A 24997-nucleotide genomic window follows, 5' to 3' on the forward strand; every position below is an offset into this window, starting at 1 on the left:
GCAAGCCTGCAAACCACGTCGGACGAGTAGTGCCGAGGAATTGTTGGAAATCGACTTACCGGGTTTATTTCGCGGACCGTCCGAGATATCATCTTCAACATGGCGAATGCTAGCCGAGGCGGAGTCGTTCCTGTCGGCGTCGGGCGTTCTCGGGCAGCGGCGTCGCCATGATCGGGGAAATACTGGTCCTGGGTTTCGTACTCAGTCTCGACAATTTCCGGGTATCGATCGCGCTCGGCACCGTCCCGTTCGGTCTGAAGCGCGCGGTGCAGGTCGCACTGACCTTCGGACTGTGGGACGCGGTCATGCCCCTGGTCGGGCTGTTGGCCGGTCGCCGGATCGGGGAGGCCGTCGGGGGCGTCGCCGAACTGGTGGGCGCGGCCGCGCTCGGGGGATACGGTCTCTACCTCGTCATCTCGGCCCTTCGGAACCCCGAGCCGGAGGAGCTGGACCAACCGTGGGCGCTGTTCGGCATCCCGTTGACGCTGAGCCTGGACAACCTGTTCGCCGGGGCGAGCCTGGGGCTCCTCGGGCTCTCGCCGTGGTTGTCGGCCGCCGTCTTCGGCGCCATGACGGCGGTGATGTCGCTGGTCGGGCTGCGGCTCGGGCGGGCCGCGGCGCGCCTCATCCGGATCCGCTCGGACCTGCTGAGCGGGGTCACCTTGATCATCGCCGCTGTGGCGCTGCCGTTGGTGTTCGGCGGTTAGCCCGGTGTATGCGGGGGATCAGCGGAAGATCGTCGGCCCGCGAGCCGGCGTTGGCGGCCTCGACCGCCCGGGTGACCAGGTCGTGGTCGGGCGACAGGTGACAGACCGGGTCGGTGCGGGCGGCGTCGCCCGTGAGCAGGAACGCCTGACAGCGGCACCCGCCGAAGTCCAGCTCCCGCCGGGGGCAGCTCCGGCAGGGCTCCGGCATCCAGTCCGTCCCCCGGAACGCGTTCATCACCGGGGACTCGGCCCAGATCCGCTCCAGCGAGTCCTCCCGCACGCTGGCCCGCGGCAACGGCAGGGAGTGGGCGGCGGGGCAGGGCAGGACGTCGCCGTTCGGCGTCACGGTCAGCTGCCGGGAGGCCCAGCCGCCCATGCAGGGCTTCGGGTAGCGGCTGTAGTAGTCGGGAATGACGTAGATGATGTCCATGCGGTCCCGCAACCGCTCGCGGGCGGCCCGCACGGCGACCTCGGCCGCCTCGAGCTGGGCCCGGCTCGGCAGCAGCGCGTCACGGTTCCGCCAGGCCCAGCCGTAGTACTGGGTGTTGGCCAGCTCCACCCGGTCGGCGCCGACCTCCTCGGCCAGCTCGAGCACGTCGGCGACGCGGTCGATGTTGAGCCGGTGCAGCACCACGTTCACGGTGAGCGGCCAGCCCAGCTCCTTGACCACGCCCATCGCCTCGATCTTGCGTCGGAAGGACGGGGTCCCGGCGATCCGGTCGGACACGGCCGGCTCGTCGGACTGGATGCTGATCTGCACGTGGTCCAGGCCGGCGGCCCGCAGCTGCTCGGCCCTCGGACGCGAGAGCCCGAGGGCGCTGGTGATGAGGTTGGTGTAGAGGCCCAGGTCGTGGGCGTCCGCCACGATCTCCACCAGGTCGCGCCGCAGCAGCGGTTCTCCGCCGGACAGGTGGCACTGCAGAACCCCCAGGTCACCGGCCTCGGTCAGCACCCGCCGCCACTCGTCGGTGGCCAGCTCGTCCTGGTAGCCGGCCATGTTCAGCGGGTTGGAGCAGTACGGGCAGGCCAGCGGGCAGCGGTAGGTGAGCTCGGCGAGCAATCCGAACGGGCTATCCATCGGCGATCTCCACGTAGCGCCGGGCGACGAGCCGGGTCAGGAACTGCCGCACCTCGTCGTCGGGGACGGTCCGGTAGCGCGCGCCCAGCTCGGCCACGATCTCGGCCACGGTGTGCCGCCCGTCGCACAGCTCGAGGATGTCCGCGCCGCTGCCGTTCAGAACCACCACCGTCTCGGGGAGCTGCAGGGTCTGACGCCGCCTGGTCCGGCAGAAGGTCAGTCGGACATGGCGCGCCAACCGGGGCCGGTCCGAGCCGGACACCCCGACGCCGTGCCGGGTGCCGGTTCCGGTCCGGGGCGTTCCGGTTTGGGGCGTTCCGGTCTGGGTCGGGTCCATGACGGTCACTCCGGGTAGGCCTGGTCGATGGCGTCCATCAGGCTCCACAGGACGTCGCACTTGAACGACAGCGCGTCGACGGCGCGCGCCTGGGACTCGGCGGAGAGGCAGTGCGCGGTGACCACCTCGAGGGCGTGCTCGCAGTCGCGGGGGGCCTGCTCCAGGCGGGCGCGGAAGTAGGCGAGGCCCTCGGGGGCGATCCACGGGTACCACCGCTCGAACGCGGCCAGCCGCGCCGCCATCAGGTCGGGCGCGAACAGCTCGGTGAGCGAGGACGCCACCGCCTCCACCCACGGGCGGGTCCGGGCGAAGTTCACATAGGCGTCGACGGCGAACCGCACCCCGGGTACCAGATGCCGGTGGTCCCGGATCTCCTCGCGGGTCAGCCCGGCGGCCTCGCCGAGGCGCAGCCACGCCTCGATGCCGCCCTCGCCGGCGGCGGTGCCGTCGTGCTCGACGATCCGTCGGATCCAGCGGCGGCGGACCTCGAGGTCGGGGCAGTCGGAGAGGATCGCGGCGTCCTTGCGGGGGATGTTCTCCTGGTAGTAGAAGCGGTTGGCCACCCAGCCCTGGATCTGCAGGCGGCTCAGTAGGCCGGCGTTCATCCGGACGTGGAACGGGTGCTGGTCGTGGTACCGCCGCGAGTGGGCCCGCAGCGTCTCGACGAAGGCGTCGGCACCGGTTCCCGTGGTTGTCGTCGTCATGGCTCTACACCTGGACCTCGAGGCCGTCCATGGCCACTTCCATGCCGCTCTCCTCCACGGTACGCCGCTCGGGCGCGTCCTCCAGAAGGACCGGGTTGGTGTTGTTCATGTGCACGAAGATCGTCCGCCCCACGCCCAGCGACGGGAGCTGCGCCAGGCTGCCGTCCGGACCGTCGATGGGCAGGTGGCCCATGTCCCGGGACGTCCTGCCGGCCAGGCCGAGCCGTACGAGCTCGTCGTCGCGCCAGCAGGTCCCGTCGATCAGCAGGCATGCGCAGCCCTTGATCTCCACGCGCAGCGCCGGCGTCAGCGATTGCACCCCTGGCAGGTACACCAGCGTTCCTCCGCTGCGCTCGTCGGTCAGCCGGTAGCCCACGACGCGGCCGTGGTCCACCCCGGCTCCGAACCGGTCGCGCTTGATGGTGGGCACGTCGAACGCCCGGCAGGACAGCCCGTCCGCCAGGGCGAGGTCGGCACCGGGACTCACTGCCCGCCACTCGACCGGGCAGTAGCGCTCGAGCGTGCGCAGAATCCCCGAGCCGACACACAGGGTCTCGCGCACCGCCGGTGTGGCGTACAGCCGCAGGGCGCGGGCCTCGCGCAGCAGAAGCAGGCCCAGCGTGTGGTCCAGTTCGGCGTCGGTGAGCAGCACCGCCTCCAGCGGCGTCGTCCGGTCGTCGTGCGGGTGCAGGCCGGGGAAGGCCTCGATCTGGGTGCGGACGTCGGGCGAGGCGTTGACGAGGAACCACCGGCGGCGGTCGGCGCTGACCGCGACCGACGACTGGGTGCGCGCGAGGCCGGCCCCGGAGCGGACCGCGGAGCACACCGGGCAACCGCAGTTCCACTGCGGGGAACCACCCCCCGCCGCCGAGCCCAGCACCCGTAGCAACACGTCGGTACTCCGTTCATCGTTCATCGAAGATCCGGCTCCGTCGTCGGCCCGGCCGTCCGCGGCCGGGCCGAGCCCTCGGGCGGCGCCGGACCAGGTCCGGCGCCGCCCCGTGTCACTCGTCCTCCAACCGAGCGACGTACATGGTCACCTCGGCCGCGACTCCGATCTCGTCGAACTCGGGGGTCTCCCACACAGCGAGCTGGGACTCCATGGATTCACCTCCTCACGGTCCGCATTGCGGCAGGCTCCGCTCACGCGCTACGACGGTTCCGGGAGGGCGAAGGCGAACAGGGCGCTTCCGTGCCCCGCGCCGAGCATGCCGGGGAGGAACCCCTCGGCCCATCCGCCCCAACCGACCGGCACGGCGATGTACTGCCTGCCGTCGACCATGTAGGTGGTCGGGCTGCTGTGGTGGCCGCTTCCGCACTGGAACTGCCACAGCGTCTCCCCGGTGCGGGCGTCGAGCGCGACGAACTCCCCGGAGGGTTTACCGGCGAACACCAGGTCGCCGCCGGTGGCCAGCACCGAGGCGCACATCGGGAGTTCGTTGCGCCGACGCCACTTCTCCTCGCCGTTCGCGTCGAACGCGCTGACGGACCCCGCCATGTCCTCGATGTCCACCTGAACGCCCGCGCCCCAGTACGGAATGCTCTCCTTGAACTCCCGGCGCCGCCGGGTGGCCGTGGCACCGGTGTCCTGGACCGGGACGTAGAAGAGCCCGGTCTTCGGGCTGTAGGCCGCGTGGGTCCATTCCTTGGCGCCGGCCGGACCCGGGTAGAAGTGGACCGGTACTCCCTCCTCGTCCGGGTACACCTTGGCCGTCACCTGGCCGTCCCTCGTGATCGCCCCCCAGGTGATGCGGTCCACGAAGGGGGTGATCCGGACCCTCTCGCCGTTCGTGCGGTCAAGGACGAAGAAGTAGCCGTTCTTGTCGAAGTGCCCGAGCAGTTTGCGCCCGTCCTGCTCGAACAGGATGCACTCGGCGATGCTGTCGTAGTCCCACACGTCGTGCGGGGTGCACTGGTAGTGCCAGCGGATCTGACCGCTGTCCACGTCGACGGCGATGACGCTGTCGGTGAAGAGGTTGTCGCCCTCGCGGACAGCTCCGTCGAAGTCGGGCGCCGGGTTGCCGGTGCCGACGTACAGCAGGTTCGTCTCCGGGTCGAAGGTGCCGGTGACCCAGCAGTTCGCCCCGCCCCGCGCCCAGGCCTCGCCGTCGGCGGGCCAGGTCTCCGAGCCGGGCTCCCCGGGCTTCGGCACCGTGTAGCAGCGCCACTGGTGCTCGCCGGTGTCGAGGGCGAACGCGTCGAGGTGGCCGCGTACGCCGAACTCGCCGCCGGAGCTCCCGACGATGACCATGTTCTTCACGATCAGCGGGGCGAGCGTGGCGCTCTCCCCGGCCCGGACGTCTCCGTAGGTCTTGTCCCAGACCCGCTTGCCGTTGGTGGCGTCGAGCGCGAGCAGACGAGCATTCGCCGTGACGAAGAAGACCCTTCCCTGAGCCACGGCGACCCCACGGTTCACGTTCCCGCAGCACAGGGACACGTCGAAGGGGACCGCGTGCTTGTACCGCCAGATCTCCGCACCCGTCTTCGCGTTGAGGGCCCAGACCCAGCCGTCCCAGCCGGAGAGGAACATGACCCCGTCGACGACGATCGGGGCGGCCTCGAACGAGTAGGTCGACGCGCCCGCGATCAGGCCGGTCGTGCCGGCCTGGAAGACCCATGCGGGGCCGATGCGCCTGACGTTCTCCGTGTTGATCTGGTCCAGCGGGCTGTACCGCTGCCCGTTGTAGGCGCCGTAGTAGGTGAGCCAGTTCTGGGGCTCCTCGCGGGCGTTGAGTATGCGCTCGTAGTCGACGCCGGCCACCACCGGCGGCGCGACCTCTCCCCCTGGGATCTTGTAGTTCAGGGTCCCCTGGTCGACGGCCTCACCCGCGTCCACGTATGCGACAGTCATTGCCTCCTCCTCTCTACGGCCGAGGCTGGTCGGGGCGGTCGAGGCGGGCTTCCGGCGGAGCGTCCCCCAGGACGACGATGGCCCCGGTCAGTCCCCGGCCCTCGTCATTGCCCGTGGGTGAGCTGAACCAGTAGTAGCCCGGCCCGTCGAGGTTGAGGGTCGCCCGTCCTCGCGAATGGTTCACCAACCAGATGAACTTCCGGTCGCCGTTGCTCGGCAGGAGCGCGCAGTGCGTGTTCAGGTCGTCATTGATGAGCTCGAGCTCGATATCGCCTCCATGGGGCATGACCAGAATGGAGGGATCCCAGGTCAGCTCATCCGGGTGGATGCGAATGGTGGCCTGCATGCGGCCGTCCGGCCTCTCGGTGGCCTGCCCGATGCTCCCGATTCCCAGCACTTGGCCCAGCGTTGCTTTGTTCTGTATGTTCAACCCGATCCTGTCCAGCAGATCGGATCGCTCCTGCGCAGTCGTCATCGGGACTTCACTCTCCTCATCCCGAATTTCTGTGTCCACTTCGCATCGGCCGTACTGACGGCCGCACGTCGAAGTTGGTCGAACACCTCCGCTCGGCGAAAATGTTGTCCTGACCGACCTGGAAATTTCATTTTCTGCGTCGCCCGACGCCCGGCTGCAATGGGGAGTCACGGAGCGCGCTACGCCAGATGAACCACACCGAAAAAAGGGGGGATGAATTGGCGGTCAAAGAACACGCTACGCCGGATGGATCACACCGACAAGGGTGAGCCTCGGCTCGGGTCGGCTCATGCCGTTCGTCCACCACAAGCTACCGTCCGCCCCCGATATGCCCCCGTTGGGAGGAGCCGGGCCGCACCGCGTCGCGCCGGGTCGGCGGCAGACCCGATCGATCGCCGCCGATCGACACCGGCCGACCGGTCACCACCCTCTCCCGGCGTCCGGGCCCCGAGGGAGGATCAAGCGAGGTCGTACCGATCGAGGTTCATGACCTTGTCCCACGCGGCGACGAAGTCCCGCACGAACTTCTCCCGTGCGTCGTCGCTCGCGTAGACCTCCGCGAGGGCACGCAGTTCGGAGTTCGAGCCGAAGACGAGGTCGACGCGGCTACCGGTCCACTTGACCTCGCCGGTGGCGCGGTCGCGCCCCTCGAAGGTTTCAGCGGCCGCGGACGTCGGCTTCCACTCCGTGTCCGTATCGAGCAGATTCACGAAGAAGTCGTTGGTGAGCGACCCGGGCGCCGAGGTGAAGACGCCCAGCGGCGACTGCCGGTAGTTGGCGCCCAGCACCCGCAGGCCACCCACGAGGACGGTCATCTCGGGCGCGCTCAGGTTCAGCAGGTTCGCGCGGTCGACCAGCAGGTGCTCCGACGGCAGCCGGCCGCCCTTGCCGCGGTAGTTGCGGAACCCGTCCGCGGTCGGCTCGAGCGGGGCGAAGGACTCCGCATCGGTCCACTCCTGAGTGGCGTCCGTGCGTCCCGGGGCGAAGGGGACCTGGACGTCGTGGTCGGCGGTCCTGGCGGCCTGCTCGACGGCGGCGGCTCCGCCGAGCACGATGAGGTCGGCCAGTGAGATCCGCTTGTCCCCGGCCTGGGAGGTCTGGGAGCTGTTGAAGGACTCCTGGACCCCTTCCAGGGTGCGCAGCACCTGTGCCAGTGTGTCGGGGGCGTTGACCTCCCAGCCCCGCTGCGGCTCGAGGCGGATGCGTGCGCCGTTCGCCCCGCCCCGCTTGTCGCTGACACGGAACGTCGAGGCCGACGCCCACGCGGTCGAGACGAGCTGGGAGACCGACAGCCCGGAGGCGAGGATCCGGCTCTTGAGCGCGGCGATGTCCGCCGCTCCGACGAGCTCGTGGTCCACGGCGGGGACCGGGTCCTGCCAGCGCAGTGTCTCCTGGGGGACCAGCGGGCCGAGGTAGCGCTGGATCGGGCCCATGTCGAGGTGCGTCAGCTTGAACCAGACCCGGGCGAACGCATCCGCGAGCTGGTCCGGGTTCTCCAGGAAGCGCCGCGAGATCGGCTCGTAGACCGGGTCCGACCGCAGCGCGAGGTCCGTCGTCAGAATCGTCGGGGCGTGTGTCGTCGACGGGTCGTGGGCGTCCGGCACGGTGCCGGCCCCGCCGCCGTCCCTCGGGACCCACTGCCACAGGCCGGCGGGGCTCAGTTCCAGGTCCCACTCGTAGCCGAACAGGGTTTCGAGGAAGCCGTTGTCCCATTTCGTCGGGGTGGGTGTCCACGTACCCTCGAGCCCGCTGGATATGGTGTCCGCGCCCTTTCCGGTGCCGTAGCTGCTCTTCCAGCCCAGGCCCTGCTCCTCGAGGGGAGCGCCCTCGGGTTCGGGGCCGAGGTGGGCGTCCGGGTCGGCCGCGCCGTGGGTCTTGCCGAACGTGTGGCCGCCCGCGATCAGTGCGACGGTCTCCTCGTCGTTCATCCCCATGCGCCGGAACGTCTCGCGGATGTCCCGGGCCGCGGTGAGCGGGTCCGGGACGGTTTTCGGTCCCTCCGGGTTGACGTAGATGAGGCCCATCTGGGCGGCGGCCAGAGGGTTCGCCAGATTCCGGACGCCGCCGTGGCGTTCGTCGCCGAGCCAGGCGTGCTCGGGACCCCAGTAGACGTCCTCGTCGGGCTCCCAGACGTCCGCCCGGCCGCCGGCGAAGCCGAAGGTCGTGAAGCCCATCGTCTCCAGGGCGCGGTTGCCCGCGAAGACCATCAGGTCGGCCCAGGAAACCTTGCGGCCGTACTTCTTCTTCACCGGCCAGAGCAGCCGGCGCGCCTTGTCGAGGTTGCGATTGTCCGGCCAGCTGTTCAACGGCGCGAAACGCTGCATGCCGGCGCCCGCGCCACCGCGGCCGTCGTCGATGCGGTACGTCCCGGCGGAATGCCACACCATCCGGATCACGAGCGGCCCGTAGTGGCCGAAGTCGGCCGGCCACCACTCCTGCGACGTCGTCAGCACCTCGTCGACGTCCCGCGCCAGGGCGTCGAGGTCGAGCGTCCGGAACTCCGCGGCGTAGTCGAAGTCCTCGCCCATGGGGTCGGCCATGGCGGGGTGTTTCCGGAGGACCCTGAGGTCGAGCCGGTTCGGCCACCAGTCGCGGTTGCTCGCGCCCCCGATCGGGTGACCGGGGTGCCCGGCCGGGGCAGAGAGGCCGAGGCCGCCCGCGCTCCCCACGTTCATCTCGCCACCAACGGCGTCCGGGCTGTCAGACACGGGGTTCTCCTTCCGGGACAGAGGTCGTGCCGGGAAACTCAAAGGTCCAGCGCGCGACGCACGGCCGGCGCGTTTCGCCGGGAAACCGGCACCATCTCGCTCGTCCGGTCGTCCATGACCAGAGACAGCCCGCCCTTGGGTCCGCGCTCGATCTCCCGGATGCGGCTGAGGTTGACCACATACCGGCGGTGCACCCGCAGGAAGCCGACATCGGCCAGCTCACTGTCGAGCTTGTCCAGGCTCGGAGAAGCGGCTCGCAACCGCCCCTGATCGGTGGAGAGCCACACGTCGTTTCCCTGCGCTTCAGCGAAGGAGACCTCCGGCAGCCACAGCAGCACCATCCGGTTGTCGCGCGTCGCGACCAGTCGGCGCGGCTGCGTCCGAGGGTGCGCGGACCCCTCCGCCTGGGGGAACCGCGCCCCGTCGGAGGCACCGAACGAGACCAGGTTCCCGATCAGGTGTCCGGAGGAGAAGACGGGTCGGATGCTGATCGATGTCGGCTCGTCGGCGAGGTGGGCGAAGATCTGCGTCGAGCCGACCCAGTCGGGATCGTGGGCTGCCTGCCTGGTGGCGTACCGGGCGGCTGCGATCAATTCCGGCAGCCCGGCGTTCCATCTCAGCGTGGGGTCGACCGCCGGGGTCGATGCCGGGACGCCCAGGAGCATGCTTGCCATGTCGTCGGCTATCACCACCTGGCCCGCGGTGTCCACTGCGGCGAGCGCCGCACCGGAGCGTGTCCTGGCCCGGGTGTAGGCCGCGACCAACTCGGCGCCGCTGTCCCGGGCGCGCCTCTTCAGCGGGTACCGGGTCATGGTGACCGCGTTCGCCAGCCAGCTTTCCGCGGACGCGGGAAGCCGGCTGCGCCAGCAGCCGATGTTCAGGACCGCGATCGGTTCCCTGGTCACCACGTCACGCACCGCGATGCCCGCGCAGGCCCAGTGGTGGAACGCCTGGCACCAGTGCTCCGCGCCCCTGATCGGTACCGGGCCGTGCGCCTCGAGCGCCGTGCCCATGCCGTTCGTGCCGACCGCGCATTCGGACCAGCAGAACCAGGGCGCCAGATTGGAGTCGCCGGCTCTGGCGAGCGTGGCTTGGTCACCCCACTCGGCCAGGATCCGGCCAGTGGCATCGGCGACGGTGACGACGCCACCGAGGTTGCCCACTTCATGTGCCACGGAGGCGGCACGAAAACCCAGCTCGGCGAATACGAGATCGTGCTCGGGCGTATGGTCGGGCGTCGTGACGGCCACCGGAGCCTCTGTGAGGTGGGGATCGACCCGGTATTGCTCTCGGCAGCGATGCCAGGAGATCGCCACCAGGGGCCGGACACCCGGGACCTGGTCCTCGCCCTGCACGAACCGTTCCCACGCCGCGAGCACGGTGCCGCTGCCCGGGTTCGCCGAGACGGGCTCGAGCCGATGTACATCCCTCATGGTTCAGAACCGCCCTTGGTCCATCCCCCACGCCCGACGGCGTGCGCGCGGTCCGCGCCGGTCGCCGTTCGTCGCGGCCGGGCCTGCAGCGGACCGGGCACTGCGTCGCGCGTCTTCCTGCTTCGTCACTCGTTCCGGGCCGTGTCACATACCCGCACTCCCCACCCTAGGTACCGTTGTCGGGCCGCGCACGTCCCGCTCCGGGCCGTGTGTGCGAAACGTCGCTTCCCGGTCGGGCCACGTCCACGCACGGGTGGTGCAGTGGTCAGGTCGGCCGGGGGCGGCCGAAGAGCAGGTCGTAGCCCGGCGGCAGCCGGAGCAGGATGCGGTCGACCAGGTCGTCGCCCGCGACATCGGCCACCACACCGAGGGCGGCGCTGACGTCCCACGCCGCGGTCTTCTCGGTGGTGCCCTCGATCCAGGCCGCAGTCGCCCGGATGGAACCGCTCCGGCGAAAGCGGTTCGTGCGCCTGGAGGGGATCGAGCAGAACCAGCGCCGGAGTTTCCGGCAGCCGGGCGGCCGGCTCGGCGCGCACTTCGCCCACCAGATGAGCGCCCAGCAGGCCGAGAACGACGCGGGAGGATCGTTCCGCCTCTTCCTGGGTGGGGTATCCGCCGCGTTCTTGGACCGCAGAGATGAACGCGTCCCGGTGCATGCGCATGACGTCCTCCGCAGGGGACCGACCGATGTCGAGCGGGGTACAGCGGGGTACAGGGGGCGACGCAGATCGATCTTTGTCGGCTGCCGTGAAGGGGCTGCGCCTGAAGGAGTTTGATGAGGTCGTGAGGTCGGCCTCCTCGGGTGGTGGAGGGGGGCGTCGTGCGCCGCCGATGGGCTCGACCGTGGTGGTTGCCGAGAGCACGGGTGTGGTGCGGTGCCGGGCTGCCTGCCTCGGCGTGGTCGAGGGCGGCGGGCGCTGCGGTAGGCGCTGTCGTCGGCCGGGACGGGAAGTGCGCCGCGGGGCGGGCCGGCCGGCGCGTCGGCGGCTCGGCACGGCCCGAACCCGAACGCCGCACTGGCCGAGCGCCCGTGAGCCGGACGTGGGATTTTCCAATGCAGAGGCTGAACCGACCATCCCGACATCGGCGGGGCGCCTCAGAGGAGACGGGGTGGTGGGCACATGGGACAACGGAGGTCATCGTGCCTGAAGGGCTGCGTCAACGGCTGATCGGCGCGTGGAAACTGGTGTCGTACCGGGAAACCCCGGTGGACGGGTCCGAGCCGTTCGAACCGCTGGGCCACGCGCCGCAGGGCATCATCATGTACACCCCCGACGGATACATGTCCGCGCAGTTGTCCAGACCCGACCGCCCCGTGTTCGCCTCCGGGGACTGGTTCGACGGCACGACCGACGACTACACGGCGGAAGCGACCACCTACATCGCCTACTCGGGCCCCTTCCACGTGGATGAGGAGAGCCAGACCCTCACCCACACCATGTTCGTGTCCCTGTTCCCCAACTGGACCGGTCAGACCCAGCCACGGGTGGTGAGGCTCGAGGGGCAGACGTTGCATCTGAGTACCGCGTCACCCATCTCATCGAGCGGCAAGACCGTCAACTCGGCTCTCACCTGGCGCAGAGCCGAACCCGACTGACCGCACCGGTCGGGACACAGCCCGCACCCCGGCACCGGACAGCGCGGCGCGGTCGACAAGGAGGAGGGCCCGCATGGACACACCTCGAAACGTCGTCGTGACGGCGGCGGCGAGCGGAATCGGGCTCGCGATGGCCAAGGCCTTCGCGGCCAACGGCGACCGCGTGCACATCTGCGACATCGACGAGTCGGCGCTGGAACGCATCACTCGGGCCGAGCCCCGGGTCACCGGGGCGGTCTGCGACGTGTCGGACCGGCGCGCTGTCGAGACCTTCGTCGAGACCGCGGTGCACACCCTCGGGGGCATCGACGTCCTGGTCAACAACGCGGGGATCTCCGGTCCCACCGCATCAGTGGAGGAGACGGACCCCGACCAGTGGGAGAAGGTACTGGCCGTCAACCTCACCGGCACCTTCAACGTCACCAGGCTTTCCATCCCTCACCTGAAGAGGTCCGCTGCCGGCGTCGTCATCATCATGTCCTCGGTCGGAGGTCGCTACGGCTACCCGAACCGCGCCCCCTACGCGACCACCAAGCGAGGACTGCTCGGTCTGACCGAGACGCTCGCCCTCGAACTCGGGGACGACGGGATCCGCGTCAACGCCGTCGCCCCCGGTGCCGTCGCCGGTGAACGCATCCAGCGGGTCCTGCAGGGCCGAGCCGATGCCGACGGACGCAGCCTGGCGGAGGTCACCGCCGACGCGCTGAGCATCCAGTCCCTCAAGCACTTCACGGACCCCGACGACATCGCCGCACTGGCGCTCTTCCTCGCCTCCGACAGCGCCAAGTCGATCACAGGGCAGACCCTCGCCGTCGACGGCGGCTCAAAAGCCGCGCAATGACACGCCGTTGAGCGTCCGACCCCTCCGGGTGAAGACTCCAGAGCCCGTTGTCCATACGCAGAACATCGACCGCGCGCCGGACCTTTCCGTGGTGCGTGTTGCGTTCCGGCACGTGGTCGACGTAGTCCGTGTAGTCGCTTACTCGCTGAGAACAGCCACCACGCTTTGCACCGGGGAGAGAGGAGACCGGTGCGCCGGCTGTCACGGCAGGATCGCGATGGCGCTGGACCAGTTCAGGCCGAGCCGTTCCTGGGACGCCATGTGCAGGAACTGGAAGGCTTCCAACTCGCGTGCCCGGCGCAGCGGTCCCACGTCCAGGGGGCGCAGCCCCGCGGAGGAGACCAGGCCCGTGACGGTCTGCTTCGCCGCCTCGTCGTCTCCGGCGATGAAGACGTCCAGTGGCCGGCCTGCCACCTCCCCCGTGGTGAGCGTTCCGGCGAAGGTGGTGTTGAAGGCCTTGACGACCCGGCCTTCCGGCACGGCGGCGGCGATCTGCTCGGCGGCGGAGGTGCCGGGGGGCACGACGAGTGAGTCGAAGGTGGTGAAATCCACCGGGTTGGAGATGTCGACGACGATCTTCCCTGCCAGGGGGCCGGCCCAGGCGGCGGCCACGTCGCGTCCGGCCGGATAGGGCAGGGCGAGCACCACGATGTCGGAGTCAGCCACAGCCTCGGCGTCGACCGCCGTGACGTCCGCTCCGGGAGTGGCCTGGCTCAAGGCGGTGGCCAGCTCCTCCGCCTTGGCCTTCCCGCGGTCGTGCAGACGGACGGAGTGCCCGCCCGCCAATGCCCGGGTACCGATGCCGCGGGCCATGTTCCCGGCACCGACGATGGTGACGATCATGCGTTGCTCCTCGATGGACGTCACGTGCCTTCCACCCTCGCACCGTTCCTAGCCAGTGAGCAGGAGTGAGTCTTGTACCCATACCTGGTCACTGCGGACATCCCGAACGGTTTTGGGTGTCCTGGTCGCCCGCGTGCTCGCCGCGTCCGGCGGCACGGATCGTGTCCGTGGTCCGGGAGTGCGGGGGCGGGGTCCCTCGCGCCCGAGGGCATCCGGTCGGGCCTGGACGGTCCGATGCCCTTGCTCATCACTCTGGTGAGCAGGGGGCGGTGTCGTCCGTCGCCGGATCGGGTGCCCTTGGGCGCGTCGCCCGATCGCGATGCTCGCCGCATCGTGACGGGTCGCCTTGCGGTTCTTGCCGGTGAGGGGCTTCTGCCAGTGCTGGGCGCCCCACTTCGAGGTGTATGCCGGGTCGACAGCGATGATGCTGATGCCGGTCTGATCCGCCATCGAGGTGAGGCGCGCGCGGAGTTTGCCGGTGGGCATGCCGGAGATGAGCTGCTTGAACCGCTTCTTTCGGCCGTGCTTCTCGCGGGTCTTGTCCGCCGCGAAGTCCAGGTCTTCGATGGCGACAGCGGCCACTTTGCAGGACTTCGCCCAGTTCAGCAGCCGGGACAGCGCGTGCCGTACCTGGGCGTCACGGTGCTCGGCCGACCCGCTGAGCCGGTAGGAGAAGTGGCGGGGCCGCCCGACCGGGTTGCCGTGGGCATCCGGGAGCCAGGCCGCAAGGTGGTCGGCGTTGGTGTCCACGCCGATCACACCTTCGGCGAGGGCGGCGTCGATCGGTATGGTCCTGGTGGGCGGGATCTGCCACGAGGCGGTCAGGTACCAGCGTCCGCGTTCCACGTCCAGGTGGATGCGGTAGGCAACCGCCCGGTTCGCCTCCACCCGGTCCGCCCATTCTTCGCCGTGGTGCGGGAATGAGACCTTTGCGGCGAGTACGTACCGGCCGTGTTTGGCGTTCGCCAGCTCGGCGAGCGGGGCAGGGAGCTTGATACTCACCTCCCCGTCCGGGGTGACGCGGATCGTCTCGTTCCCGTACCGCTTCCCGGACTCGCCGTCCGCAGCGAGGAACCAGCGCTCGGCTTCCCACCGCTCGCGCCATTCGCTCTCGGTGAGCTGCGCGGCGCCGAGGTTGTGCCGATTACGGGCCAGGCGCCTGCCGCCGCGCACGACGTGGACGACTCCGGCCTCACGGTCGGTCCGCTCCCGCTCCAGACGCTCCTCGAGGACATGCAGACGCCGGGTCTTCTGGAACCACTCCTTCTTCGAACGGTAGCCGCCCGGAGCGCGCTTGGTGCCCTTCTGGCCGATCGGCTGGGACAGGCGGTGCCGAATCGTCTTGACACCGGCCTCAAGGCTTTGGATGTGGGCGAGTTGACAGCGACGCGACAAGGCCCACTGGTCATGCGTGGCCTTCGTGATCGCCCCGCCCCACCGGGACGACGAGGCAGCGGTCAGCTCCCGCTTCCGCGCCGCCCAGGTGTCCGCGCAGTGGCCGAGCCCATCACGGCAGCGGGCCGCGAGATCCCTCGCGGCCAGCGACCCGAGATGCGCGCCGACCAGGCGCAGCACCTGCTCGTCCTCGGTGGTCAGGTGCCCCAGCCGGTCGCGGATCGCCACACCGGTGGGGCCCGGCGCGACGAACGGGACGTCGATCGGGCGGAGGTCAGCCATGCTCGGCAGCCTCCAGCGCCTTTCGCGCCCGGTTCGTCGCCGACCTGCGGCCGTACCGGCGGGCGCAGAACGACGTCAGCACCTCCACCATGTCGCGCACGAGGTCGTCTTCGACTTCACCTTCGTCGAGGACCAGCAGACGGCGCCCCGACGCGGACAGTGCGGCTTCGACGAGTTCGACGTTCATACGGCCCAGCCGGTCCTTGTGCTCGACCACCATGGTGGTCACCGCCGGATCGGCAAGCATGCGGCGGGCCTTGGAGCGGGCGCCGTTCATGCCGGATGCGATCTCGGACTCGACCCGCACCACCTTGATGCCGGTCTTCGCCGCCCACGCCGACAGCCGAGCGACCTGGCGCTCCAGATCAGCCTTCTGATCGTGGGAGGAGACACGGGCATACAGGCCCAGACCGTCGATGACCTCGGGCGTGGTGTTCGCGTCGATGTTCACCAGGATCGTGCGTGGCCCGACCCTCTGAGCCGGTACCGGCAACGTCCCCTCACGGAACCAGCGATACGCGGTCTGCGGATGCACGCCCTGCGTCTTCGCCCATTCCGTCAGATTCACACACTGCCAACGACACTCACCCATACATGGTTACGCACACTCAACCACCCCCGAGAACCAGCATTTGGCTACCCCATCGGCGCCACCCACACCGTCGATTCCGGCAGTGTCGACGTCGTGTCCGAGCTGAAGAGGATCACCGGCGGCAAGGGCGTGGACTACGCCGTGGACACCACCGCCGTACCGGCCCTGCTGACCCAGGCGCTGGACGCCCTGGCGATCCGGGGCACCATCGTGCTCGTCGGAGCCGCGGCGGCCGGTACGGCGGTTCCTTTGGAGATCGGCGAGTCCCTCATGAAGGGCTGGACGTTCAAGACCGTCATCGAGGGCAGCGCGGTCCCGCAGGTCTTCATCCCCGCCTCGTCGAGCTGCGGCAGCAGGGCCGCTTCCCCTTCGACGAGCTCGTGCAGACCTACGAACTCAAGGAGATCGACGAGGCGTTCGCCGACTCGGCCAGTGGGGCGGCGGTCAAGCCGGTCGTCGTCTTCTGGCGTCATCTGACGTGGCCGAGGGCCGTCGAGGCCGGGGGCCGGGGATCGAGTCCCGCGGGCCCCGCGGTCCGAACGCGAGGGGCGCACGAGTCGTTGAGCTCGTGCGCCCCTCAACGGCTTCTGGAATACGGCCGCTTCGAGCTTTCGGTTGCCCGGTCGAGCCGTCCGTGTTCATCCGGTCACAGTCCGTAGACTGTGGTGTGCCGGTGTGGCTGGGGGAGGACCGTGACGAGAGTGTGGGGATACGAGAGCGCCGATGAAGCCACTGGACACCAATGCGGACCCGCGTGTGGTGGGACCGTTCGAACTGCTCGCCCGGCTTGGCGCGGGTGGCATGGGAGTCGCCTATCTGGCGCGCGAAATCCCGCTGGAGGGCCTTTCCGACGAGATGGTCGCGGCCTACCGGCTGGTCGAGCCCGATCATGATCGTGGCCGTGACGAGGTGGCCGACCCGTCGCGGCTCGTCGTGGTCAAGATGATCCAGCCGTCCCTGCTGGGCCAGCCGCAGGCCCGCGAGCGGTTCGCGCGGGAGATCGACGCCGTCCGCGCGGTGGCCGGCGACCGGGTTCCGGCGCTGCGCGCGGCGGACCCGGAGGCCGGTGAGCCGTGGTTCGCCATGGACTACATCGCCGGACCGTCGCTGCACACCCTGGTGAAGGGGGCCGGACCCCTTCCCGTCGGGCCGTGCGCGGCGCTCGGTCTGGCCCTCGTGGACGCGTTGGCGGCCATTCACGGGACGAAGTTGCTGCACCGCGACCTCAAGCCGAGCAACGTCGTGCTCGGCCCGAACGGGCCGGTGGTGCTCGACTTCGGCCTGGCGGTGCTCGCCGAGCGCCAGTCCAGCCAGGCGCTCACCCGGACCGGAGACCGCCTGGGCACGCGCCCCTACATGCCCGTCGAGCAACTGCGCGACAGCAAGCACGTCGAGGCACCCGCCGATGTGTACGCCCTCGGCGCCACCCTCTTCTTCGCGTTGACGGGCCGGGCGCCGTATCCCTACATGCCGTTGATGGTGCCCCCGACGTGGGAAGGCGTCGATCCGGCCTTTCTGCCGCTGCTGGGCCGGGTGATCGTCGCCGAACCGCTCCGGCGTCCGGATCTCGACGGTGTGCGGGAGAGCCTGTCGACCCTGCTCGCCGACGCGGGCCTGACCCTCGAACAGGCGGCGGAGCAGCTCCGGGAACGGGTCACCGCCGCCGACCTGACGCCGAAGCTGCCCCCCGAGGCGCTCAAGGGCCGTGCCGACCCCGTCGTACGGGAGCTGGCCCAGAAGGCGGTCGACGAGGGCGAGGCGCCGGACGCCCCCTGGGCGGAGGACGACCCGGGCTTCTACGGCCTTGTGAACACGGAGGACATCGAGTGGGTGGTCGAGGGGGCGGACGGCCCCGGCGGCTACACGCCCACGCTCCTGGACGACGGCCGGGAGCGGACGCCCACGGCGCCGACGGTTCCGCTGCCCGCCTCCGGGCGGCGGCCGGGCGATGAACCCGCCGCCGTCGGCCACTCCCTCCCGCCTCCCCGGCCCGGGGAGGTCCCGATGGTTCCGGCGGACCCGGCAGGGCCGGTGGGCGCCGCCCCGAAGGTCGCGAGCCGTCCGGGGTGACCGGGAGGGGGCCGGAAGCCGATCAGGCACCCCGCGCACGTGAGGGCCCTGCCGGTTCCTTCGGGACGGCAGGGCCCCCACGGCCGTACGTGCCTCGGACGCTCCGCTCCGACAGGGCCGCGCCGAGCGGGTCCGTGCCCCCCGTGTGTGCGGTGGTACCCGCACTACGAAGTCGGCCTGCCATCACGCGGCCATCATCCGTTGAGGCTTGAACCCGGCCCCGGAGCGGTTCACGCCGACGGCGGCTTCCTGAGGGAGTCGACGGCGGCGAGGTCGTCGTTGCCGTGTCCGGCTGCGACGGTTTCCTCCAGGCGGTCGCGGACTGCTTGGAGCAGGGGGCTGGGGGTGGCGGCCTCAGCGGCCAGGTCGATGTCTTTCAGGGCGAGCCGCACCGCGAAGCCGGGCGCGTACGACGTCTCCTCCATGGCGCCGACCTTCTGCAGCTCGTACGGCATGGACAGCGGGCCCGCCTCCAGTACCCGGACCAATGTCGCATGGTCGACACCGAGCGCGTCGCACAGCGCGAGGACATCGCTCGCGGCCACCGTCGCGGCCGTCATCCAGGCGTTGACCGCGAGTTTGACGGCGCTGCCTTCGACCCCCGTCCCCACGTGCTGTACGGACGAGCCGAGAGCGTCGAGCACGGGACGCGCCCGCGCGAGGACGTCCTCGGATCCGGCGACGATCCAGATCAGCTTGCCCTGCCGGGCGGGAGCGGTGCTTCCCGAGACCGGTGCGTCGAGGAAGGCGACACCGTGATCGCGAGCCAGACCGGCCAGGGCGTCGGCGCTCCGTGGGCCCACCGTGCTCGCCTGCACCCAGACGGCGTCGTCGTCGAGCCGGGGGAGGGCATCGGACATGACCGTCGCGACCGCGTCGCCGTCACGGAGCACTGTGATGACGACGGACGCGCCGGAGACCGCATCGCCCAGAGCCTCCACCGCCGTGATCCCGGCGGCATGCTCCGCCACCACGCGGGCCTTCTCCCGCGTACGGTTCCACAGCCGTACCTCGTGACCGGTCTCTCCGAGCCGCGTCGCCATCGCGGCGCCGAGTGCGCCGGCTCCGAGGACGGTGACGGTTGCGGTGTGCGACATGGAAGGCTCCCTCGCAGGATTCTCTTCCCCCTGTCGATTTTCCGCCGGGAACCCGGAAACCTCCTGGTGAAGGAAACGCGACGCGGGCGCCCGTGCGCGCGTCGGCCCGCTGTCACCGGGCAGGCGCGGTCGCGGGGCGTGCGGACGGGCCGGGGCGGGTGAGTGCCTCCGGGGGAACGAGCGCACCGTGTCCCGCCGTGCAGACGACCGCGGCTTCCACCGGTTCGCCGCACTCGCGGTGAACGACTTCCAGCGGGGCCCCTTCAGGATCCGCCGTGTAGCGGTCGCCCCACTGCTTGAGGGCGATCATCGCGGGCCACAGGTCCCAGCCCTTGCGGGTGAGCCGGTACTCGTGGCGGGTGCGGCTGCCGGGCTCGCTGTAGGGGACGGTGCGAAGGATCCCGGCCGCGACCAGCTTCCGCAGCCGGTCGGTCAGCACGCTCTCGGACAGCCCGACGTGCCGGCGGAAGTCGTCGAAGCGCCGTACGCCGTTCATGGCGTCCCTGACAAGCAGCATCGACCACTTCTCTCCGACCAGGTCGAGAGTCCGCTGGACCGTGCAGTTCTCGGTGCTCGTCTCAAGCCACGTCATACGGGAATGGTAGGCAGGCTTCGGTATTGACACCCAGATGTCGTGATGGCTAGCTTCGAAAAAAGCAGTCAGATGGAGAAGGGTGTTTCCGTGGAAAGATCACGCACGTTCGGCTGGGAGGACCCGGGCATCCTGGACGCGGCCATGGGGCAGGACAGCGGTCTCCGCGTGATGCGCGACTGGCTGGCCGGCCGTCTTCCCGACCCGCCGGTCGCTGCGGCTCTCGGGATGACTCTCGAGGAGGTCGAGCAGGGCCGTGTGGTGTTCGCACTCGTCCCCGGCGAGGAGCACTACAACCCGCTCGGCAGCGTGCACGGCGGTGTCTACGCCACCCTGCTCGACTCGGCGGCGGGCTGTGCGGTGCTGTCGATCCTGCCGAAGGGCACGCGGTACACCTCGCTCGACCTGAACGTGAAGTTCCTGCGCCCGGTCACCGTCGACACGGGCAAGGTCCGGGCTGTCGGCACGGTCCTCAAGAGTGGGCGGCGTACGGCGTTCGCCCAGGTCGAACTCGTCGATTCGGCGGACCGGTTGCTCGCCCACGCCACCAGCAGTTGCATGCTCTTCCCCGCCTGACCGTCCCTGCGCCCGCCGGGTCGCCGCGCGCAACGCGACTCAGGTGGAGCTGCCCGTCCCCGGTGCCGGGTCCGGGACTTCCCCCAGCGGACCCGGCCCTCCGAGGAGTTCGAAACTTTCGCTCTGATGTCGCGTCATTTCTGATCTAGATTCTGAGTGCTTCCTTGTGCTGGTGCTCGCCTTGTTGTGAGCTCGTGTCTGAGCTGGTGACTTATCCGTCCTTGTGGTTCTGGATGGGTGTCGAAGATTTCGAAATAATTACCGAAACTGTTGACGCCTGACGCGTGCAGGCCAACACTGGCGCCGTCGTGGAACCTCCAGGAGAGGAAACCCCCATGAACGTGCTCGCCCGACCGAGGTGCCGCAGAAGCGGTCCCGTCACGCTGTTCATCAGAAGTGCGTGGGCCATCGCGCTGGCCGCGCTGGCCGCGATGCTGCTGCCGGGCACCGCCCACGCCGACACGGTCGTCACGACGAACCAGACCGGCACCGACAACGGCTACTACTACTCGTTCTGGACCGACAGCCAGGGCACCGTCTCCATGAACATGGGTTCCGGCGGTCAGTACAGCACCTCGTGGCGCAACACCGGCAACTTCGTCGCCGGCAAGGGCTGGAGCACCGGCGGGCGCCGGAGTGTGACCTACTCGGGCACCTTCAACCCGTCGGGCAACGCGTACCTGACCCTCTACGGATGGTCGACCAACCCGCTCGTGGAGTACTACATCGTCGACAACTGGGGCACCTACCGGCCCACGGGGACGTTCAAGGGCACCGTCACCAGCGACGGCGGCACGTACGACATCTACGAGACGACCCGCTACAACGCCCCCTCCATCGAGGGCATCAGGACCTTCCAGCAGTACTGGAGCGTCCGGCAGTCGAAGCGGACGGGCGGCACCATCACCACGGGCAACCACTTCGACGCGTGGGCCCGGAACGGCATGAACCTGGGCACCTTCAACTACATGATCATGGCGACCGAGGGTTACCAGAGCAGCGGCAGTTCCAACATCACGGTCGGCGGCACGGGATCCGGCGGTGGTGGCGGTGGTGGTTGTGCCGCGACGTTGTCGGCCGGTCAGCAGTGGGGGGACCGGTACAACCTCAACGTCTCCGTCGCGGGGTCCAGCGACTGGACCGTGACGATGAACGTGCCGTCGCCGGCGAAGGTGTTGTCCACCTGGAACGTCAGCGCGAGTTATCCCAGCGCGCAGGTGCTGACCGCCCGGCCCAACGGCAACGGCAACAACTGGGGCGTGACCATCCAGCCCAACGGCAACTGGACCTGGCCGACGGTCTCCTGCAGTACGAACTGACCGGCGCCTGTGGCGCGGTGGTCTCCGGCCGCCGTGCCACAGGCATGCGGCGCGCCCTGCCGCGGGCGGTGGTGGTGCAGGGAGCACCCGCAGTGCGGAAAATCAGCAGACCCGGAAGTGGGCGGCAGGTTATGTTCCCTGAGGTTCGAAGGGGGACCCGACATGGCGAAGTCGAAGTGCATGGCCGTCAGCGCCTGCAATCGAGAGTGAAGTGGTGGGCGCCATGAGCGACATGTGGACCGGTGAGAAGGTGCGTCTGCGAGGTGTCGAGCCTGAAGACTGGGAAGGCTTTCGTGACCTCACCCGGAACACCTTCGATGTCCGCAACGCCGACCTGGTCGAGCCTCCGCGTTCTGCTGAGAGTTTCCGTTCCTGGACCGCTGAGCGGGCTGGGCGTCCGCCGGGGGGTGACGCGTTCCGCCTGGTGGTCGAGGCGCTGGCCGACCACGCGTTCGCAGGGTCGGTGACCGTCGGAGAGACCGACAGTCGTGCGGGACGGTTCAAGACGGGTATCGAGATCAGCCGCGAGCACCGCCGCAGGGGATACGCGGCCGAGGCAACCGAACTGATCCTCACCTACATGTTCGCCGAACAGCGCCACAACAAGTGCGAGGTGGAGGTCTACGCCTTCAACGACGCCTCCCTCGCCCTCTACCGCAGGCTGGGCTTCGTCGAGGAGGGGCGGCTTCGCCAGCATGAGTTCTTCGCCGGTGGCCACCACGATGTGGTGCTGTTCGGCATCACCGCCGCCGAACACTGGGCCACACACCAGCGCCCATCGGTGCGGTGATCTTCGCGCCACCCTTACCCGCGCATGCGGCAGATCCTCATGCCCCCGGCTGGGGCCGGACCGTGAGGATCTGCTGGGCCTGGCCGACCGGGCCGTCGACGTCGTGCAGGACCGTGCTGGTGAGGCCCTGTCCGGAGGGGCCGAAGCTGACCGTGGTGTCCAGCCCGGTCCAGATGCCTCGTGGTTGGCGGTGGAGGTGGATGGTCAGATCGACGTTGGGGAACATCCACGCCGTGGGCGGCTGCCGGGCGGCTGTGCCGTTGGCGGTGTCGACGAGGGCGAGATACGACGCGAGGGGGCTGACGGGCTCACCGGCGACCAGGTCGAGGGGCGTGGAGAGCCAGGCGGTCGTACGCCCCGGCTGGGGCGGTGCGACCGGGCGGACGTCCAGGGAGGCGACGTAACCGCCGGGCCAGACGTCGGCCATCGGCCACGTGGTGAGTGACTCGGGCGGGGTGAGGCGGTCGACGGGGCTGCCCGCGACCGCGGTGGTGTCGAGGCCGGCCAGGAGCCAGGCGCGGGCCCGGACGACCGGGCGGCCGGCGATCCGTACGACCGCTTCGAGGAGTTCGATGGTCCGCCCGGGACGGATGGTCTCCACCTGTATCTCGCACTCGTCGAGGGCGAGGCGGCCGAGGATGTCGTAGCTGATCCGGGAGAGCACCAGGCCGTTGTCCGGTCCGGCGGCCCGGTGGCGGTCGATGGCGTGGACCACGAGTCCGCCCAGCGGGCTGAAGTGCTGTTCGTCCGGGTCCCAGGCCCCGCCCGCGTGTGCCGTCGGCTTGTAGCGGTGGTCGTCGATGGACTCGAAGTAACTGCCCCGGAGCGCGGTGGGGGCGGTGGGGGTGGACAAGGGCCGCTTCTCCTTCGGTGACGTAGGCGTCGTGGGCGGCCGGAGCCGTCGTCACGTCAGCTGCTGCCCGGCACGCTACCGCCATCCGCGCGTCTCGCCACGTGAGAATGTGCACACTGCAATCATCGTGTCGGTGCGGGCGGCTGCGCGGCGCGTGGGGCGTCACCGGTGAGGCCGCGCCGCCGGCTCCCCGCACGGAAGTGACGGAGGGGGGCAGGAAGCCGGCGGCGCGGAACAGGGGTGTCAGCCCTTGCGCTTGGCGGGGACGGGGAAGTCCACGTGCTTGATCTTCTTCCCGGCGACGAAGTCCCAGGCCTCCACGCGCACCCGGTCCTCGAACACCTTCACCCGCAGGCCGGAGGAGTTGTTGCCCTCCAGGCGCCGGCTCTGGTGGTCGCCGTAGGGCTCAGTGGCGTTCTTGATCGCGCCCGTGTTGACCACGGGGAATCCGCGCATGTTGCCGGTGGCCTCCGCCCGCAGCCGGCCCCACCAGTCCTCCGCCTTCAGCGACTGGTGTGTGTGGCTGGTGAACATGATGATGTTCGAGTACTTGCCCACGACCTCGGTGAACGCTTCGAGGTCGAAATAGTCGTTCCCGTTCCAGGAGCTGTGGGTCTCCGTGACGGTGTAGGGGACCGCCTGGTGGTTGTAGAGCATGACCGGCTTGCCCTGCTTCGCCCAGTGCGCGAGGCGGGAGTCCAGCCAGTTCAGCTGTTCGTCGGACAGCTTCACGTACGGCTCGACGCCCTTGCGGTCCACATCGCTGTAGTACTCGGTGTTGACCGTGATGTTGGGGACGCCGTCCACGATCTCCTCGCGCCAGACCTTGTCCTGGCCGGTGAAGTCGAGGAACCGGTTGATGTAGGCCTCGGAGCCCTCCGGGCCGAGCATCTCATGGTTGCCGATGGTGTAGTAGTCGCGTCCGGAGGCGTGCGGGACCTCCTTGCGAGCGGCCTCGAACTCGTCGTAGAGCTCCTGCTTGCCCAGGTCGACGAAGTCGCCGTTGACGAACATGGCTCCGGCCGGGTCCGGCATGTCGTTGAGCTGCTTGACGGCGGACTTGTAGTTGTCGATGCCGCCCTGGATGTCGCTGATGACGTCGATGACGGCGGACGGCTCGCCCTCGACCTCGCCCATGGGCAGCGACACCCGGGCGTTGTCGATGGCCCAGAACCAGTCGTTGTGGCCGTCCTTGTAGCTCCAGGTGAAGACGGCCTTGCGAGCCCCCTCGGGCACGTCGATGGTGATCGCCTCGTGGGAGCTGAGCTTGTCGGCGTCGTAGCGCCGCAGCTCCACCGGCTCGCCGCCGTCGAAGGAGACGCTCACGGTGGCGTGCTGCGGAGCGTCACCCTGGCGGTAGTGGGAGTCGAAGCCGAGGACGATCCGGTCGTGCTTCTTCACGTCGACGGCCGGCGACTTCAGCGCGGTGTTCAGCCGGTCGGTGTCGTTGATGCGCTGGTGCTGGCTCTCGACGACGGCGAGCTTGTCGTGTGCCCGGGTGAAGTAGTGGCGCTTGTCGGTGCCCACCGCCCAGGTCCAGTCACGGATGTCGGTGATCGCCCAGCCCGCCCAGCGGGCCTCGCCGGTGGTGAATCCGGCGTTCTCCTTGGACCAGCCCTCGGGGAGCGTGTGCGTGAAGTCCGTGGGTGTGGGCACCGAGTCGAAGTCCTCGCTCCACAGAACGGTCTCGGTGAGTGCCTGGTCGACGTACGACTTGCCGGCCTTGTTCTGCTGGGCGGCGCGGTCCGAACCCTGGGCGGCTGAGACGCCGGACATCCCCGCGGCGGTGATGCCGAGGGTGACGGCCAGGGCGCAGGTGAGGACGGTGACGGACTTTCTCGCGGGGAGTGCCATGGG

The 24997-nt window shown here is 69.6% G+C and carries 24 protein-coding genes and 1 pseudogene; 8 read left to right on the forward strand and 17 right to left on the reverse strand.

Translation table 11 applies throughout. The features are described from left to right. Nucleotides 1-167: 167 nt before the first annotated feature. Nucleotides 168-707 carry a manganese efflux pump MntP gene (locus tag AC6F7H_RS20570; RefSeq protein WP_500758391.1) on the forward strand — a complete coding sequence of 180 codons (540 nt, stop codon included), beginning with the start codon at nt 168-170 and terminating at the stop codon, nt 705-707. Here the strand turns inward: AC6F7H_RS20570 and pqqE are convergent. The 10 genes and pseudogenes from pqqE to AC6F7H_RS20620 all read right to left on the reverse strand — a co-directional run bounded on the left by pqqE (nt 667) and on the right by AC6F7H_RS20620 (nt 10955). Continuing rightward, nucleotides 667-1785 carry a pyrroloquinoline quinone biosynthesis protein PqqE gene (pqqE, locus tag AC6F7H_RS20575; RefSeq protein WP_500758392.1) on the reverse strand — a complete coding sequence of 373 codons (1119 nt, stop codon included), beginning with the start codon at nt 1783-1785 and terminating at the stop codon, nt 667-669. The two genes, AC6F7H_RS20570 and pqqE, sit on opposite strands and share 41 nt — an antisense overlap. Next, complete coding sequence (pqqD, locus tag AC6F7H_RS20580; protein ID WP_500758393.1) at nt 1778-2122, reverse strand: pyrroloquinoline quinone biosynthesis peptide chaperone PqqD; 345 nt, start codon at nt 2120-2122, stop codon at nt 1778-1780. The genes pqqE and pqqD overlap by 8 nt, the downstream gene beginning before the upstream one ends. Before the next feature lie 5 nt (nt 2123-2127). Beyond that, the gene (gene pqqC, locus AC6F7H_RS20585; RefSeq protein WP_109382864.1) at nt 2128-2826 is read right to left on the reverse strand and encodes a pyrroloquinoline-quinone synthase PqqC; all 699 of its coding nucleotides are present in this window, start codon (nt 2824-2826) and stop codon (nt 2128-2130) included. Between the two features lie 4 nt (nt 2827-2830). Beyond that, nucleotides 2831-3742, reverse strand: a complete 912-nt coding sequence (gene pqqB / locus AC6F7H_RS20590; RefSeq protein WP_500758394.1) for a pyrroloquinoline quinone biosynthesis protein PqqB — start codon at nt 3740-3742, stop codon at nt 2831-2833. Between the two features lie 88 nt (nt 3743-3830). After that, nucleotides 3831-3929: a pyrroloquinoline quinone precursor peptide PqqA gene (pqqA, locus tag AC6F7H_RS20595; protein ID WP_109382866.1), complete on the reverse strand. Its 99-nt coding sequence runs from the start codon at nt 3927-3929 to the stop codon at nt 3831-3833. 47 nt (nt 3930-3976) lie between these two features. After that, on the reverse strand, nt 3977-5677 hold the full coding sequence (locus AC6F7H_RS20600) for a PQQ-dependent dehydrogenase, methanol/ethanol family (protein ID WP_500758395.1): 1701 nt from the start codon (nt 5675-5677) through the stop codon (nt 3977-3979). 13 nt (nt 5678-5690) lie between these two features. Continuing rightward, a complete protein-coding gene (locus AC6F7H_RS20605) occupies nt 5691-6152 on the reverse strand; it encodes an MSMEG_3727 family PQQ-associated protein (RefSeq protein ID WP_363035417.1) in 462 nt (153 codons plus the stop codon). A 458-nt stretch (nt 6153-6610) separates the two neighbouring features. Then, nucleotides 6611-8827 carry a catalase/peroxidase HPI gene (gene katG / locus AC6F7H_RS20610; protein WP_500761973.1) on the reverse strand — a complete coding sequence of 739 codons (2217 nt, stop codon included), beginning with the start codon at nt 8825-8827 and terminating at the stop codon, nt 6611-6613. Between the two features lie 71 nt (nt 8828-8898). After that, entirely contained in the window at nt 8899-10293 is a 1395-nt protein-coding gene (locus AC6F7H_RS20615) for a DNA-binding protein (RefSeq protein WP_500758396.1), read from the reverse strand. Nucleotides 10294-10558: 265 nt separating this feature from the next. Continuing rightward, nucleotides 10559-10955: pseudogene (locus tag AC6F7H_RS20620) on the reverse strand (DUF2267 domain-containing protein). Between the two features lie 479 nt (nt 10956-11434). Here AC6F7H_RS20620 and AC6F7H_RS20625 point away from each other — a divergent pair. After that, entirely contained in the window at nt 11435-11890 is a 456-nt protein-coding gene (locus tag AC6F7H_RS20625) for a lipocalin-like domain-containing protein (protein WP_500758397.1), read from the forward strand. 73 nt (nt 11891-11963) lie between these two features. Continuing rightward, nucleotides 11964-12731, forward strand: coding sequence for an SDR family oxidoreductase (locus tag AC6F7H_RS20630; RefSeq protein WP_500758398.1), 768 nt, complete (start codon nt 11964-11966; stop codon nt 12729-12731). A 201-nt stretch (nt 12732-12932) separates the two neighbouring features. Here AC6F7H_RS20630 and AC6F7H_RS20635 read toward each other — a convergent pair whose 3' ends face one another. The 3 genes from AC6F7H_RS20635 to AC6F7H_RS20645 are packed head-to-tail and all read right to left on the reverse strand — an operon-like array spanning nt 12933 to nt 15819. Further along, the gene (locus tag AC6F7H_RS20635) at nt 12933-13598 is read right to left on the reverse strand and encodes an NADPH-dependent F420 reductase (RefSeq protein ID WP_500758399.1); all 666 of its coding nucleotides are present in this window, start codon (nt 13596-13598) and stop codon (nt 12933-12935) included. A 24-nt stretch (nt 13599-13622) separates the two neighbouring features. Next, nucleotides 13623-15251, reverse strand: coding sequence for a nuclease/transposase family protein (locus tag AC6F7H_RS20640; protein ID WP_500758400.1), 1629 nt, complete (start codon nt 15249-15251; stop codon nt 13623-13625). Next, entirely contained in the window at nt 15244-15819 is a 576-nt protein-coding gene (locus AC6F7H_RS20645; RefSeq protein WP_500758401.1) for an IS607 family transposase, read from the reverse strand. Before AC6F7H_RS20645 ends, AC6F7H_RS20640 begins: the two co-directional genes overlap by 8 nt. Between AC6F7H_RS20645 and AC6F7H_RS20650 the strand changes: the two genes are divergently transcribed. Continuing rightward, a complete protein-coding gene (locus AC6F7H_RS20650; RefSeq protein ID WP_500758402.1) occupies nt 15781-16320 on the forward strand; it encodes a zinc-binding dehydrogenase in 540 nt (179 codons plus the stop codon). The genes AC6F7H_RS20645 and AC6F7H_RS20650 overlap by 39 nt on opposite strands. A 246-nt stretch (nt 16321-16566) precedes the next feature. Further along, complete coding sequence (locus AC6F7H_RS20655; protein ID WP_500758403.1) at nt 16567-17913, forward strand: serine/threonine-protein kinase; 1347 nt, start codon at nt 16567-16569, stop codon at nt 17911-17913. 230 nt (nt 17914-18143) lie between these two features. Here AC6F7H_RS20655 and AC6F7H_RS20660 read toward each other — a convergent pair whose 3' ends face one another. Both AC6F7H_RS20660 and AC6F7H_RS20665 read right to left on the reverse strand, forming a co-directional pair. Further along, the gene (locus AC6F7H_RS20660) at nt 18144-19010 is read right to left on the reverse strand and encodes an NAD(P)-dependent oxidoreductase (RefSeq protein ID WP_500758404.1); all 867 of its coding nucleotides are present in this window, start codon (nt 19008-19010) and stop codon (nt 18144-18146) included. Between the two features lie 112 nt (nt 19011-19122). Continuing rightward, on the reverse strand, nt 19123-19602 hold the full coding sequence (locus tag AC6F7H_RS20665) for a winged helix-turn-helix transcriptional regulator (protein WP_500758405.1): 480 nt from the start codon (nt 19600-19602) through the stop codon (nt 19123-19125). 90 nt (nt 19603-19692) lie between these two features. On the opposite strand from AC6F7H_RS20665, the gene AC6F7H_RS20670 reads away from it, so the two are divergent. From AC6F7H_RS20670 to AC6F7H_RS20680, 3 genes are all read left to right on the forward strand, one after another. Continuing rightward, nucleotides 19693-20178 (forward strand): PaaI family thioesterase, encoded by a 486-nt coding sequence (locus AC6F7H_RS20670; protein ID WP_500758406.1) that lies wholly within the window; start codon nt 19693-19695, stop codon nt 20176-20178. Between the two features lie 335 nt (nt 20179-20513). Beyond that, nucleotides 20514-21497 carry an endo-1,4-beta-xylanase XynA gene (gene xynA / locus AC6F7H_RS20675; RefSeq protein ID WP_500758407.1) on the forward strand — a complete coding sequence of 328 codons (984 nt, stop codon included), beginning with the start codon at nt 20514-20516 and terminating at the stop codon, nt 21495-21497. A 223-nt stretch (nt 21498-21720) separates the two neighbouring features. Next, nucleotides 21721-22287 carry a GNAT family N-acetyltransferase gene (locus tag AC6F7H_RS20680; protein ID WP_500758408.1) on the forward strand — a complete coding sequence of 189 codons (567 nt, stop codon included), beginning with the start codon at nt 21721-21723 and terminating at the stop codon, nt 22285-22287. Between the two features lie 37 nt (nt 22288-22324). On the opposite strand, the gene AC6F7H_RS20685 is transcribed toward AC6F7H_RS20680, so the two are convergent. Continuing rightward, nucleotides 22325-23140: a thioesterase family protein gene (locus AC6F7H_RS20685; RefSeq protein ID WP_500758409.1), complete on the reverse strand. Its 816-nt coding sequence runs from the start codon at nt 23138-23140 to the stop codon at nt 22325-22327. A 243-nt stretch (nt 23141-23383) separates the two neighbouring features. Next, a complete protein-coding gene (locus AC6F7H_RS20690; protein ID WP_500758410.1) occupies nt 23384-24994 on the reverse strand; it encodes a metallophosphoesterase family protein in 1611 nt (536 codons plus the stop codon). Nucleotides 24995-24997 lie beyond the last annotated feature (3 nt).

It is taken from the genome of Streptomyces sp. MMS24-W38, from assembly GCF_059889265.1.